This window comes from Deefgea piscis, assembly GCF_013284055.1.
Taxonomy (GTDB): Bacteria; Pseudomonadota; Gammaproteobacteria; order Burkholderiales; family Chitinibacteraceae; genus Deefgea; species Deefgea piscis.
Window position 1 is genome coordinate 1,953,221 of the sequence record NZ_CP054143.1, and the last position, 13,943, is coordinate 1,967,163.

Annotated in this window: 12 protein-coding genes and 1 pseudogene; 7 read left to right on the plus strand and 6 right to left on the minus strand. The window is 45.6% G+C overall.

The window, feature by feature from the left end:
- Window positions 1–55: 55 nt before the first annotated feature.
- From HQN60_RS09190 to wecC, 4 genes are all read left to right on the plus strand, one after another.
- Window positions 56–1,342, plus strand: coding sequence for a phenylacetate--CoA ligase family protein (locus HQN60_RS09190; RefSeq protein WP_173533364.1), 1,287 nt, complete (start codon window positions 56–58; stop codon window positions 1,340–1,342).
- Between the two features lie 160 nt (window positions 1,343–1,502).
- The gene (locus tag HQN60_RS09195; RefSeq protein WP_173533365.1) at window positions 1,503–2,207 is read left to right on the plus strand and encodes a WecB/TagA/CpsF family glycosyltransferase; all 705 of its coding nucleotides are present in this window, start codon (window positions 1,503–1,505) and stop codon (window positions 2,205–2,207) included.
- Window positions 2,204–3,337, plus strand: coding sequence for a non-hydrolyzing UDP-N-acetylglucosamine 2-epimerase (gene wecB, locus HQN60_RS09200; RefSeq protein ID WP_217390087.1), 1,134 nt, complete (start codon window positions 2,204–2,206; stop codon window positions 3,335–3,337). The genes HQN60_RS09195 and wecB overlap by 4 nt, the downstream gene beginning before the upstream one ends.
- The gene (wecC, locus tag HQN60_RS09205) at window positions 3,330–4,577 is read left to right on the plus strand and encodes a UDP-N-acetyl-D-mannosamine dehydrogenase (RefSeq protein ID WP_217390089.1); all 1,248 of its coding nucleotides are present in this window, start codon (window positions 3,330–3,332) and stop codon (window positions 4,575–4,577) included. The genes wecB and wecC overlap by 8 nt, the downstream gene beginning before the upstream one ends.
- Before the next feature lie 112 nt (window positions 4,578–4,689).
- Here wecC and HQN60_RS09210 read toward each other — a convergent pair whose 3' ends face one another.
- The 3 genes and pseudogenes from HQN60_RS09210 to htpG all read right to left on the minus strand — a co-directional run bounded on the left by HQN60_RS09210 (window position 4,690) and on the right by htpG (window position 8,272).
- Entirely contained in the window at window positions 4,690–5,196 is a 507-nt protein-coding gene (locus tag HQN60_RS09210) for an FxDxF family PEP-CTERM protein (RefSeq protein ID WP_173533366.1), read from the minus strand.
- Window positions 5,197–5,523: 327 nt separating this feature from the next.
- Window positions 5,524–5,616: pseudogene (locus tag HQN60_RS16475) on the minus strand (PEP-CTERM sorting domain-containing protein); the annotation flags it as partial.
- A gap of 754 nt (window positions 5,617–6,370) precedes the next feature.
- Window positions 6,371–8,272, minus strand: coding sequence for a molecular chaperone HtpG (gene htpG / locus HQN60_RS09220; RefSeq protein ID WP_173533368.1), 1,902 nt, complete (start codon window positions 8,270–8,272; stop codon window positions 6,371–6,373).
- A gap of 259 nt (window positions 8,273–8,531) precedes the next feature.
- Between htpG and HQN60_RS09225 the strand changes: the two genes are divergently transcribed.
- The 3 genes from HQN60_RS09225 to HQN60_RS09230 are packed head-to-tail and all read left to right on the plus strand — an operon-like array spanning window position 8,532 to window position 10,243.
- Window positions 8,532–9,323 (plus strand): ParA family protein, encoded by a 792-nt coding sequence (locus tag HQN60_RS09225; protein ID WP_173533369.1) that lies wholly within the window; start codon window positions 8,532–8,534, stop codon window positions 9,321–9,323.
- Between the two features lie 15 nt (window positions 9,324–9,338).
- Window positions 9,339–9,521, plus strand: coding sequence for a response regulator (locus HQN60_RS16220; RefSeq protein ID WP_254456607.1), 183 nt, complete (start codon window positions 9,339–9,341; stop codon window positions 9,519–9,521).
- Complete coding sequence (locus HQN60_RS09230) at window positions 9,518–10,243, plus strand: response regulator (protein ID WP_254456608.1); 726 nt, start codon at window positions 9,518–9,520, stop codon at window positions 10,241–10,243. The genes HQN60_RS16220 and HQN60_RS09230 overlap by 4 nt, the downstream gene beginning before the upstream one ends.
- A gap of 75 nt (window positions 10,244–10,318) precedes the next feature.
- On the opposite strand, the gene thrC is transcribed toward HQN60_RS09230, so the two are convergent.
- The 3 genes from thrC to HQN60_RS09245 all read right to left on the minus strand — a co-directional run bounded on the left by thrC (window position 10,319) and on the right by HQN60_RS09245 (window position 13,887).
- Complete coding sequence (gene thrC, locus HQN60_RS09235) at window positions 10,319–11,761, minus strand: threonine synthase (RefSeq protein ID WP_173533370.1); 1,443 nt, start codon at window positions 11,759–11,761, stop codon at window positions 10,319–10,321.
- A gap of 54 nt (window positions 11,762–11,815) precedes the next feature.
- Window positions 11,816–12,142, minus strand: a complete 327-nt coding sequence (locus tag HQN60_RS09240) for a hypothetical protein (RefSeq protein WP_173533371.1) — start codon at window positions 12,140–12,142, stop codon at window positions 11,816–11,818.
- A 431-nt stretch (window positions 12,143–12,573) separates the two neighbouring features.
- A complete protein-coding gene (locus HQN60_RS09245; RefSeq protein ID WP_173533372.1) occupies window positions 12,574–13,887 on the minus strand; it encodes a homoserine dehydrogenase in 1,314 nt (437 codons plus the stop codon).
- Window positions 13,888–13,943 lie beyond the last annotated feature (56 nt).

Genomic DNA, 13,943 nt, shown 5'->3' on the forward strand with positions numbered 1-13,943 from the left:
GTTTGTATTTTGCTGCGGAAAATACTAAGGTTCAGCTTCTTATGGAGTGCTTTTTATGCTGAGTTCCGTCGCCAAGGATATTTATTTTGAGTTTAGAAGACTTTTTCCGACGCGGCTATTGTATGGTAAGGAATATTTTGCTGTTAGCAAATTGCTTCTTGATCATGATTTAGATAAAAAAAATATAGTTATTAAGTCTAGATTAAGAGAAACCTTATATTTGGCGCTTACAAAAACTAAGTTTTACCCAAGTAGGGTTAAATTGTCGGCGAAAGATATTCTTAATAATGATCCGCATGAAATGCTGGCGTTATTTCCCTTGCTTTCTAAGGAGGAGGTGGTTGCATATAACTCAGATTTCTTTACCAGCAAACTGCAACCTAAAATTTTAAGATCATCTTCTGGGGGCTCTACAGGTCTTGGGCTTGTCGTGCAGCGCAGTAAGATGTCTTCAGATGTCGAACGTGCTTTTTATAATTATTACTGGGGCGATACTGGTTTTTCATTAGAAAAATCAAGAGTATTAAGATTGGGTCAGGATGCTTTAGTGGGTTTGTCTGAGCCGCCATGTCGGCAACAAGGCAATCGATTGCTAATATCTCCTACCCATATTGATAAAAGAAATTTTTCAAAATTGGCAGAAGCAATTCATCGATTTAGCCCTGATTATATTCATGGCTACCCAAGTTGTGTGACTGAGCTTGCTGAATTGTATAGAGAGAGTCCAAATTGTATTCAGATTAAGGCTGTTTTTCTAGCTTCCGAATCTATATACAAAAAACAACTGGCTATTATTCAAGATGTTTTTCGGTGTCCAATTTATATTAGTTATGGTCTTTCTGAGCGAACTAATATTGGTTTTGCTAAGTTCATTGATGGGGAGCTTAGTAATTATTGCTTTGATGATTTGTACTCAGTGAATGAATTTATTTGTGATGATGTAGGCGTACAGATTGTTGGTACATCATTGTGGAATAATGCGATGCCATTGATTCGCTACCAAACACAAGATTACGTAAGAAAAAATAATGACGCTATTGTTGATATAGAAGGTAGATTGCAGAATTTTTTACTGGCAAAAGATGGTTCTAAAATTCCTAGTCTTATTCTTGATGATGTTAATTGGGAATGGATCGCTCATCTGCAAATTGCACAAAAAGAGCCGGGTAAATTAACTTTGTATATAAAATTAAAAGATGGTTTTGATTCGGTTGTCGTTTGCAATCAAATTGTTAAACGACAAGTTGATCTATGGTGTGAGTTGTTTGATGTTGAGGTTGTTTTTTGTGATGAGTTGAAAAGAAAAAAATCTGGAAAGAGCTCTTTTTTTTATTTTGATTAGAGCTAAGTGTAACGAGGATTTTTGTTGGTTTTAAAATAAGTGGTTGTTTGTCTGGTTTTTATTATTTGTTTTTTGTTTTTTCGTTGTTTTAATTTAAATGGAATTAAGTATGCACTTGCAGCGAATTAAAATTCTTGGTTGTGATGTTGATAATCTTAATATGCAAGAGACACTAGTAAGAATTGGTGAATTAATTGCTTCAGGCTTACCTAATCAGCATGTAGTGATTAATGCTGATAAGGTCGTAAAAGCTGAAAAAGATCCAGAGTTACGTCAGATTATCAATAATTGTGCATTAATCAATGCCGATGGTATGCCTGTTGTCTGGGCTTCGAAATTGCTTGGGATCCCACTCAAAGAGCGCGTAGCAGGAGTGGATCTATTTGTTGAGTTGATGCGCTATTCGGCTGAGCAGGGCTGGCGAGTTTATTTTTTAGGTGCGAAAGAGGAAGTGGTGAAAGGCGTGGTGGATAAATTCACCGTGCAGTATCCAAATCTGCAAATTGCAGGCTACCGTAATGGGTATTGGTCTGCGGACCAAGAGCAATCAGTTGTTGATGCAATTACCCTAAGTAAAACTGATTTGCTCTTTGTGGCCATTAGCTCACCAAAAAAAGAACAGTTCTTGGGGAAATATCAGTCGCAAATGAAAGTGCCGTTTGCGATGGGCGTGGGCGGTACGTTTGATGTGATGGTGGGTAAAACCAAGCGTGCGCCTGTTTGGATGCAAAAAACTGGGTTTGAGTGGTTTTATCGCTTTTTGCAAGAGCCACGTCGAATGTTTAAGCGCTATTTTATTGAAGATATGTATTTCTTTGTTTTATTGGGTAAGGCCGTTTTTGTAAAAGCGATGGGTAAATCATGATGAAAGTTTTGGTGGTCTTTGGTACTCGCCCCGAGGCGATCAAGATGGCGCCTGTTGTGGCGGCTTTACAGGCCGATGCGCGGTTTAATGCCAAGGTGTGTGTTACCGCACAGCATCGGCAAATGTTGGATCAAGTGTTGGCTTTGTTTGCGATTAAACCGGATTTTGATTTGGATTTAATGCAGCAAGGGCAAGATCTCACCGATATTACGAGTCGGGTTTTATTGGGTATGCGGGGAGTATTGACTGAATGGCAGCCGGATATTGTTTTGGTGCATGGCGACACGAGTACCACGATGGCAGCTAGTCTGGCTGCGTTCTACCAGCGGATACCTGTTGGGCATGTCGAGGCAGGATTGCGTACCGGTAATATTTATTCACCGTGGCCAGAAGAAATGAATCGAAAAATTGCGGGTGCAATTAGCGCGCTGCATTTTTCTCCTACAGAGACTTCTCAGAACAATCTACTGCGCGAAGCGGTGCCCGCCGCTAATGTCTATGTAACAGGTAATACGGTGATTGATGCTTTGCTGGATGTGGCTGCACGGATTAAAAACGATGTCGTGCTCAATACTGAGTTGGCCGCGCAGTTTCCATTTTTGGATGCGAATAAACGCTTAATCTTGGTTACCGGCCATCGCCGAGAAAATTTTGGACAAGGGTTTGAAAATATCTGTGCCGCCTTGGCTGAGTTAGCGCAGCGCCCCGATGTCGAGATTTTGTATCCAATGCATTTGAATCCAAATGTTCAAGAGCCTGTGCGCCGTATTTTGTCGGGTTTGAGTAATGTGCACTTAATTGAGCCACAAGATTATTTGCCGTTTGTGTATTTGATGACACGAGCCTATTTGATTTTAACCGATAGCGGTGGCGTGCAAGAAGAAGCGCCGTCTCTTGGTAAGCCTGTTTTGGTGATGCGAGATACGACAGAGCGCCCAGAAGCGGTTGAGGCGGGCACGGTTAAATTGGTGGGGACTAATCAGGCTCTGATTGTTAAAGAAGCGACTGAGTTACTCGACAATCCGACCGCGTATGAACAAATGTCACGCGCACATAATCCATATGGTGATGGTTTAGCAGCAAAACGAATTAACGACATTCTTGCTATCGGGAGTTTTAAGTATGATTAAGTATCAAACAGTTTCAATGATCGGTTTGGGTTATATCGGTTTGCCAACCGCAACAGTGATTGCGAGTCGTGGGATTAAAGTGATTGGTGTGGATGTTAGTCAGCACGCTGTTGATACGATTAATCGTGGACAAATTCATATTGTTGAACCTGATCTGGATGGTTTAGTACATCACGTTGTAAATGAAGGTTTGCTGGTGGCACAGACGACGCCTGCTGAAGCAGATGCGTTCATGATTGCAGTGCCAACGCCATTTACAGAAGGTAATAAGCCTGATTTGAGCTATATCGAGGCTGCTGGAAAGGCGATTGCCCCATTCTTGAAAAAAGGCAATTTGGTGATTTTAGAGTCAACCTCTCCGGTTGGCGCTACAGAGAAGCTGGCCGCATGGTTGGCTGAAGCGCGCCCTGATTTGAGTTTTCCGCAGCAAAATGGCGAAAGTGCTGATGTGCAATTGGCTTATTGTCCTGAACGCGTTTTGCCTGGGCACGTGTTGCGTGAATTGGTTGAGAACGATCGAATTGTTGGCGGGATGACGCAGCGTGCTGCCGAAATGGCCGCCGATTTGTATAGTATTTTTGTAAAAGGCGAGTGTTTATTGACCGATTCGCGCACCGCGGAAATGGCTAAATTAACCGAAAACTCTTTCCGCGATGTGAATATCGCTTTTGCGAATGAATTGTCGATTATTTGCGATAAGTTATCGATTAACCCTTGGGAATTAATCAAACTAGCAAATCGCCATCCTCGAGTGAATATTTTGCAACCCGGCCCAGGTGTTGGTGGGCATTGTATTGCGGTAGATCCTTGGTTTATTGTGGATTCAGCCCCAGAAGAGGCGAGAATGATTCGCACCGCGCGTGAAGTGAATGACTTTAAGCCGCATTATATTGTGGCGCAGGCCGTGAATGCCGCGAGCAAATTTAAAGCGCCGGTGATTGCTTGTTTGGGGTTGGCGTTTAAAGCCAATATCGATGATTTGCGTGAAAGCCCCTCAGTTGGCATTGTGGCCGAATTAGCTGAAAAAGGTATTGGCCGTATTTTGGCTGTTGAGCCGCATGTCTCAAGCTTGCCGAATAAATTGCTGGGTAAGGTTGAGTTGGTTGATACACAAACCGCCATTGATCAAGCCGATATTGTCATTTTGTTAGTTGATCACAAGCACTTTAATCGGATTCGCCCTGAAAAACTCCAGCGTTGTGTGGTGATTGATACGCGTGGATTTTGGTCCGCTAGTTAAATGGTATTGATTAAAAAAGCCCACTTCTCAATGAAGTGGGCTTTTTGCTGCCTTGTTTTATATACATACGCATGCAGGGATAGGCGCGATTTTTAAATCGCGACTTAGCAAATCATATTGACTTTAATTTACGGCGGCGAGCAGCCAGTAGACCAATCAAACCTAAGCCCATTAAGGCGTAGGCTTCTGGCTCTGGTACGGCAGCAACGGTGTAGTTTAAGTTGCCGACGTAGTTGGTGCTAAAGCCATTAAATTGGAATTTATAGTTTTTATTAGCAGCAAATGTATTGCTAAATAAATACTGGCCGGTGCTACCAAAGGCATGGGTGCTGATTACTTTGCTGCCTTCCAGTAGTTTTACCGTCAATAAATCAAAAGTGCCTTTACCAACGTTATTGGCTTTTTGTTCATTAAAAAAGCTAAACAAAATCGGCGAGTTATCCGTTACTTTAAAAGTAACTGAGTTATAAATCCATTCATCGCCAGAAGTTTTGTTGATTTTTTGCGCAGCGCTAAAATCACTGCCATGACTTAATGTCACTTTAGTTACTGCTGCTTGGCTAGATACCGCAGCCAGGCCAATGATTGCAGCACCTACAAAGTGGTTAATCTTTTTCATATATATACCTATATAATAGATTACTTAAATTGAAAGTATGTTAATAGTTGGCATTCTAACTGCTACTGCCTTTAGCTCAAAGCATTTAGTTCAATATTGTGTGAATTTATTTTTATAACTGTATTCTCGGCACAATTGATTTCATTTTTATTACTTTCAGCAATTGAATGACCAGCGGTGTATTAATAAATTAACTGCAACTAATGTGGTTATTAATCATTTGTAGTCACCATTAGATTGATTACGCACTGATTTATTGGGGCACATAGTTTGGCCATAAAAAAACAGCGCTAGCGTATTGCTAGCACTGTTTTGGCGTGGGCTTAATTATTTAGCTTGTTTACGACGGCGTGCTGCTAGTAAACCCATCAAGCCCAATCCCATTAAGGCATAAGTTTCTGGTTCAGGCACTGGGGTGACTGTTGCTGTAAATGTGCCGCCCTTAAAGCCAGGGTTGGCAAAGGTAAATTGGGTGTTGTAAGCATATTTGGCATCTTGAATCGCACTAAAGGTATAGGTGCGAGCCCAAGAGGACGTGCCCACCATTGCATCTTGAAATGTTGAAATGATATGGGGTGCAGAGGTGTAGTTTGGATTGCTGCCAGTCCAATTAACTTGGGTGATAAATGACAGTGCACTGATTAGGTCGCCTGAGTTTGGCGCGGCATCAATTTTAAACGTCAGCTTATAGTCTCCAGTCTGTGCAATATTAAAAAAGCCATAGCTGGTGACGTTGCTCGCATCTTGAGTGGCGCTAAATAAGGTCACGAGTTGCTTGCCAACGGTTTGTTCAGTTGGGGTTAAATTAAGGGTGGCGGCTTGGCTTAAGCTGACGAGCGAGCTTAAGGCGATTGCGGCTGCAATATGGATTAATTTCATATTCAAGTCTCATTCAGGGTTTGAAAGTTAGTACATGTTAATATTCTAACTGATTGATTATTAACGACATTTATTGAGATAAAATACTAGTGGCATATCGTTGCAAAGTCAAAGTAATTTCGTAAGTTATTGTTGGGTAATAAAAATTTAATGGTAATTTAATTGAAATAAAGTCATGGAGAACAACCGTAGTTGATACAAAGTCGACACGAAAAAAAACCGGCGAATTCGCCGGTTTTTTGGGTGTCACGCTGTCATGACATCGATACTGCGTGGTTGTTAGCCACGCAGGTGTTTAGTTTTGCATCGCCAGCATCAAGCCATTTAAGCGTTTTACGAATGAAGCAGGGTCTTCGAGCTGACCGCCTTCGGCCAATAACGCTTGGTCAAAAATCAACTGAGTCCAATCGCCAAATTTGTCGCTAGCTGCTTCTGCTTTGAGCTTGCTCACCAGTGGATGTGTTGGATTCACTTCCAAGATTGGTTTGCTGCCTTTTACGTCTTGCCCGGCTGATTTGAGTAGGCGCTCTAGGTTGGCGCTCATGTCTTGGTTTTCGACGACCAAGCAAGCTGGGCTGTCGGTCAAGCGATGCGTAACGCGGATGTCTTTGACTGAATCGCCAAGTACCGCTTTCATTTGTTCAATGACGTCTTTCAGCTCGGTTGCTGCGGCTTCTTGCTCTTGCTTTTCGGCTTCGTCGGTAAATTGCTCTAAATCGAGCTCGCCTTTGGCAACGGACTGGAGTTTTTTACCTTCAAATTCGGTTAAGCCGCTAAATGCCCATTCATCAACGCGGTCAGACAAAAGTAAGACTTCGATGCCTTTTTTGCGGAAAACTTCCAGATGCGGGCTGTTTTTCGCTGCGGCATACGAATCGGCGGTGATGAAGTAGATCTGATCTTGGCCTTCTTTCATGCGACCCAGATAGTCTTTGAGCGAGACGGTTTGTTCGGCATTGTCATTGTGGGTCGAAGCAAAGCGGCATAGCGCGGCGATGCGCTCTTTGTTGGCATGGTCTTCACCAACGCCTTCTTTGAGCACTTTGCCAAACTCAGTCCAAAATGCGGCGTATTTGGCTTGTTCTGCGCCATCGTCAGAGTTGGCCATGCTTTCTAACAGACCCAGCACTTTTTTAACGCAACCGGATTTAATCTGCTCGATGTCTTTGCTGTGTTGCAAGATTTCGCGTGATACGTTGAGCGGCAAATCGGCCGAATCAATCACACCACGGATAAAGCGCAGGTATTGCGGTAGCAATTTTTCGCTGTCTTCCATGATAAATACGCGGCGCACGTAGAGCTTCACGCCATGGCGACGTTCGCGGTCGTATAAATCAAATGGTGCCCGTTTCGGCACGTAGAGTAGCTCGGTGTATTCTTGGCGGCCTTCGACTTTAGCGTGGCTCCAAGCGAGCGGTTCTTCGTAGTCGTGCGCGACGTGTTTATAGAACTCGGTGTATTGCTCAGGTGTGATGTCTGATTTGCTACGCGTCCACAAAGCATTGGCTTGATTGACGGTTTCTTCGCCTTCGGCCGGTTTAATTGAGCCGTCTTCGTTGTAGCCCGCTTGCGCTGGCATCATGATCGGCAAAGTGATGTGGTCTGAATATTTGCGGATGATGCTGCGTAAACGCCAATCGTTGAGGAATTCTTCTTCGCCTTCTTTGAGGTGCAACACGATGGTCGTGCCACGGCTGGCTTTTTCAACGGTTTCTAGCGTGAATTCGCCATCGCCTTTGGATTCCCATTGCGTGGCGGTTTCTTCGCCTGCACGGCGGGTGGTGAGAGTGACTTTATCGGCAATGATAAAGGCCGAGTAAAAACCCACGCCAAATTGACCGATTAAATGCGCATCTTTTTGTGCATCGCCAGAGAGTTGGCTAAAGAATTCTTTGGTGCCAGAGCGAGCGATGGTACCAATATTTTGGATCACTTCATCGCGGCTCATACCGATACCACTGTCGCTGATGGTGATGGTTTTGGCATCGGCATCAAAGCTCACGTGGATTTTGAGTTCGGGATCATTGCCAAACAGGCTGTCATTATTGATTGCTTCAAAGCGCAATTTGTCGCATGCATCAGAGGCATTGGACACCAATTCGCGCAAGAAAATTTCTTTGTTGGAATACAAAGAATGAATCATCAGTTGCAAGAGTTGTTTGACTTCGGCTTGAAAGCCTAATGTTTCTTTAGACATAGTCTTTATTGCTTCCTGTGGGTTGAACATAACAACATGAATGCTTAGCAAATGGGGGCAGAGGTGAGGGCTTCAAGAGATGTGGCGGGTTTATTATCAATAGCTTGCTTAATAGTCGACAATGGTTGACGCTGGTATTGTTTATTTCTTTTGTTAGTTGTCATAAATGACGCAGCTTATCCCGTGCAATAAGGCATTCACCTAGCCGCATGGCGCTCAGTGTTATAGTGTGATGAGGCAAACTTGGCGAGGCGTGAGCATGTTACGACGGGTGGTGTTTAATCAAAAAGGCGGCGTCGGTAAATCAACGATTACGGTGAATTTGGCCGCCGTGGCTGCGGCACAAGGCAAACGCGTTCTGATTGTTGATTTAGACCCACAGGGCAATAGCAGTCATTATGTTTTGGGCGCTGCAGCTTACGAGTGCACGCCCACATTGGCCGATTTTTTTGACCAAGTGCTTAATTTCTCTTTGTATGCCAAAGGCGCTGCTGAGTTTATCCATCCTACGCCGTTTAAAAATCTATTTATCATGCCTTCGCATCCCAGTATTGCGGAACAGCAAGTTAAATTAGAGTCGCGCTACAAAATCTATAAATTACGCGAAACATTGGCCGAGCTCACCGGGCAATTTGATGAGGTCTATATTGATACCCCGCCAGCACTTAACTTTTTCACACTTTCGGCCTTGATTGCCGCCTCTGGCTGCTTGATTCCTTTTGATTGTGATACATTCTCGCGCGACGCCTTACTGGGTTTAATCGCCCGCGTGGAAGAAATTCGGCAAGATCATAATAGTGAGCTGAAAATTGAAGGCATTATTGTCAATCAATATCAATCACGCGCTAGTTTGCCACAGCGTTTGGTGCAGGATTTAGAGGCGCAGGGCTTGCCGGTATTACAAGCTAGATTGTCGAGCTCAGTGAAGGTGCGTGAGTCGCATGATCAGGCCATGCCTTTGATTGCATTGGATGCCAAACATAAGCTATCACAAGAATTTTGTCATTTATACGCCGAGCTGTCCGGTGATGTGCTTGTCAGCATAAGTTAAATAGTTGGGGTAAATATGGCAACGAAACCGCTCAATCGAATCCTGATTGTTGACGATGAACCATTTAATTTAGAAATACTGTCCGAGCATTTAGCCGATGCGGGCTATGAAACGGTGACTGCTGAAGATGGTGAGGCGGCTTGGGAAATCCTGCAGCACGATCAGCAAGGTTTTCGACCATATTGCTCGATCGAATGATGCCACGTATGGATGGCATGCAGGTTTTGGCCAAGCTAAAGCAACATCCTGATTTTTTGCATATTCCAGTCATTATGCAAACCGCAGTCGGCGCAGCAGAGAATGTGCGTGAAGGTTTGGCTGCCGGTGCTTACTATTATTTGATTAAACCGTTTCAGCGTGAAATGTTGTTGGCGATTGTGGCGGCCGCAGTGGGCTTTCACAAAGAGCGCAAGCAGCTAGAAGATCAGATTACTGAGCACGCCGAGTCTTATCGTTTATTGGTGAATGGCGAATTTCATTTTCGTACTTTAGATGAAGCCAGACAATTGACATTAATGCTGTCACGCGCTTGCCCAGAGCCTCAGCGGGTGGCGATGGGTTTGTCTGAGTTACTGGTGAATGCCGTTGAGCATGGCAATTTGGGCATTAGCTACGCTGATAAATCACGGTTATTACAAGCGGGCCGTTGGCAAGATGAAGTGGAATCTCGCTTGGCCAGCCCTGATTACGCCCAAAGAAAAGTCGCCGTAAAGTACAGCATGGATGAAGATGAAATTCAGATTCATATTTTGGATGAAGGGCAGGGCTTTGATTGGCAGCCTTTTTTAGAGTTTTCACCTGAGCGTGCGTTTGATCCGCATGGCCGTGGAATTTCAATGGCCAGAATGATGTCGTTTGATAGTTTGGAATATCAAGGCAAAGGCAATGAGGTATTGGTTCGAGTGCTACGTAAACCTTAAGCTAGATAAATATACCCTCAGAAATAAATAAGCCCGCTACATTCGTAACGGGCTTTTTGTATTGTATCTTGCTATTTAAGCGAGATGGTCAACGATGTATTTTTTCAGCAAATTGGTATCTGCATCAATCGCCTCAAAGCGCTGTGGCAAGGCTTCTAGGCCGGCCAAACCTTTGGGGCGGAACGGCGCTTGTTTGAGGGCTTCGAGCATGGTGTCTTCAAACTTGGCTGGCAAGGCGGTTTCCATAATCACCATTGGCACAGCAAGATTGCGATGGGCTTTGGCGGCTTTAAAGCCGTCAGCGGTATGCGGATCAATTTGTACGCCGTATTTTTCAAACACTTCGCGAATATGGGCAATTCGATCGCTGTGATTGCTGGCCGATGATTTAAAGCCATAACTGTCTTGCATTAGCGCCAATTCAGCAGGGGATAAATCAAAGCCGCCACCCGATTCAACTTCGGTCCACAATGCAGCTAAACGCGCGCTATCACGGCCGATCAAATCAAACACAAAGCGCTCCAAATTAGAGGCTTTGCTAATGTCCATCGACGGGCTGGTGGTTTCAAAGGTGTTGGCTACATCTCGTGGATGGTAGCCGCCGGTTTTGAAGAACTCGTCCAGCACATCGTTTTCATTGGTCGCAACGACCAGTTGGCCGATCGGCAAGCCCATTTGGCGGGCAATATGGCCGGCGCAGATATTGCCAAAATTACCCGACGGTACGCAGAAATCGACTTTATCGCCGACTTTTTTGCCGGTGGCTAAGATGGTGGCAAAGTAGCCCTTGAAGTAATACACCACTTGGGCCACGATGCGGCCCCAGTTGATTGAATTGACTGCGCCAATTTTGTATTGGGCTTTAAATTCAGCGTCTTTATTGATGTTTTTAACGATGTCTTGGCAAGCGTCAAAAAAGCCATGCACCGATAAATTGAAAATATTTTCGTCTTGTAGACTAAACATTTGTGCGCGTTGGAACGGGCTCATTTTGCCAAATGGCGACAGCATAAATACATTTACGCCGCGTTTGCCGCGCATCGCGTATTCGGCAGCAGAGCCGGTGTCGCCTGATGTTGCGCCAACAATATTGATTTGCTCGCCTTTTTTGTCCAGCACGTATTCAAACAGATTGCCGAGCAATTGCATCGCCATGTCTTTGAATGCCAGCGTTGGGCCGTTGGAGAGTTCTTGGATATACAGCGAGCCATCGAGCTTAATCAGTGGCGTGATGTGATCGGCTTGATTTTTTGAGCGGCCATTGCAATACACTTCGGCGGTGTAGGTTTTGTTGATCAAGGCTTTTAGATCGTCGCTAGGAATATCGTCGACAAAACGGCTAATGACCGCGAAGGCTAAATCGCGGTAATTGAGCGTGGCCATGCTTTCTAAATCGGCTTGAGACAGTTGCGGATATTGCTCTGGAATCGACAGGCCGCCATCGGGCGCGAGGCCACCAAGAAGAATATCGCTGAATGCTTGGGCGTTCATACCGCCACGAGTCGAGATGTATTTCATGGGTATCTGCTTGTAGGTTAGTATTCTTAAGGCTTGGGTTAATATACGTACGTTTTATGTTAAATCTAATAATGAAAGTGCCGCTTCTAGGCGCTTTCGGTTTTGTCTGGCTTCTTGATAGGCGAGTGCGGCTAAGGAAAAGCCACCCCATGCCAAAATACTGACAAACACATCGTTAAAGGGGGTTAGTGGCACTAATTCACCGCCCATTAACCAAGTCAAACCGCCTGATTGAATTAATCCAATGAAAGCTAGGCCTATAGGAGAAATCCAAGCCCATTTGGAAATCCGGTTCGGCGCCGCTAAAACCGTCAGCGCATCTGCGCGTCTAACTACATCTTTTGCTAGTTTTTCCGCTTCAATTTGCTCAATCGGATTCATCAGCATTTCCTTGGCACTGACTTAGGGTTGCTTAGGCGGTTTTTATGCCGCGTACCCACCATTGCGCTGTTAATCAGAGCACAAAACGGAGGTTGCCGCCGATTCGCGTCGGCGTTAATCGACGTCATCTGCCGACCTAATTCACCCTACGACAACCTTGCATTCAAAATTCAACAGCGAACGTGAGACGTGAAGTGCGTAGGGCGTAATCGCCGAAGGAATTACGCCACCATGTATTAAAAATCCACTTCATTCGGCGTATTGCCGCTTCGCGTCGAATACGCCCTACGATGCTGTAATCAGAATTCAACAGCGAGCGAGAGGTGCGAAGGCAATGCATAAGCGCTTCGAAAAACCGGAATGTACGTTCGTGTACATGAGGATTTTAAGGGGCGCTTATGAAGCCGCATTCGTGCCTCGCAGCCGCTGTTTTAGCCGTTTAAATGCTCCAAACGCAATTTCACCACCTTGCCATGCGTGCTGGCGAGGTTTTCGATTTTGGCGATGGCGATGTTGATGTTTTTTTCGATCGCGATGTGCGTCACGATAATGATCTCAGCCGTGCCGCCAGCTGCCGCAGCAGGTTTTTGCAGCATGGCATCGACCGAAATTTGCCCTTCAGCCAAAATACCCGTGACATCGGCCAACACGCCAGGTAAATCTTTGGCGGTTAAGCGCAGGTAATAGCAAGTTTCCACTTCGTCGATCGGCAAAATCGGTAGATTAGCGATTTGCGACGGTTGGAACGCCAGATGGGGCACGCGATGTTCTGGATCGGCAGTGTGTAGGCGAGTGATGTCGACCAAATCGGCAATCACCGAAGATGCCGTTGGTTCTGCGCCAGCGCCCGGGCCGTAATACATGGTGGCGCCTACTGCGTCGCCTTTGACCAGCACCGCATTCATTACGCCATCGACATTGGCGATCAAGCGACCAGCCGGAATCAATGTCGGTGACACGCGTAATTCAATGCCGTTCGGGCGGCGGCGCGTCATGCCGAGTAATTTGATGCGATAGCCCAATTCTGCGGCGTATTTAATATCGGCAGCGTCAAGTTTGCTGATGCCTTCTAAATACGCTTTGTCGAACTGCACTGGAATGCCGAAAGCAATCGCGCTCATGATGGTGAGCTTGTGCGCGGCGTCGTGGCCTTCGATGTCGAAGGTTGGATCGGCTTCGGCGTAACCGAGGCGCTGCGCTTCGGCCAATACATCGGCAAAGGCCGAACCTTTATCGCGCATTTCAGTCAGGATAAAGTTTGATGTGCCGTTGATAATGCCAGCCACCCATTCGATTTGGTTGGCGGTTAAACCTTCGCGTAGTGCTTTGATGACTGGAATACCACCCGCAACGGCGGCTTCAAAGGCCACCATGACGCCTTTTTCTTGGGCGAGGGCAAAAATTTCATTGCCGTATTCGGCGATGAGTTTTTTATTGGCAGTGACCACGTGTTTGCCGTTGGCAATTGCGGCTAAAACCAAGTCTTTGGCAACGGTGGTGCCGCCGATGAGTTCAACGACGATGTCGATATCGGGATTGTTGACTACATCCATCGCATTGTCGGTGAGCAGTACATCGTCACCCACTAATTCGCGTGCGCGATCTAAGTCGCGATTGGCGGCCATCGTAATGACGATAGGGCGGCCAGCGCGGCGGGCGATTTCATTACCGTTACGTTTTAAAACGGTGGCGGTACCGCCACCGACTGTTCCTACGCCACAGAGGCCAACGTTGATTGCTTTCATTTTGCTTCCCTTGTCGCTCGGGTTAGCGAAACCCGACGGTTTATTAGCGGGTGGCA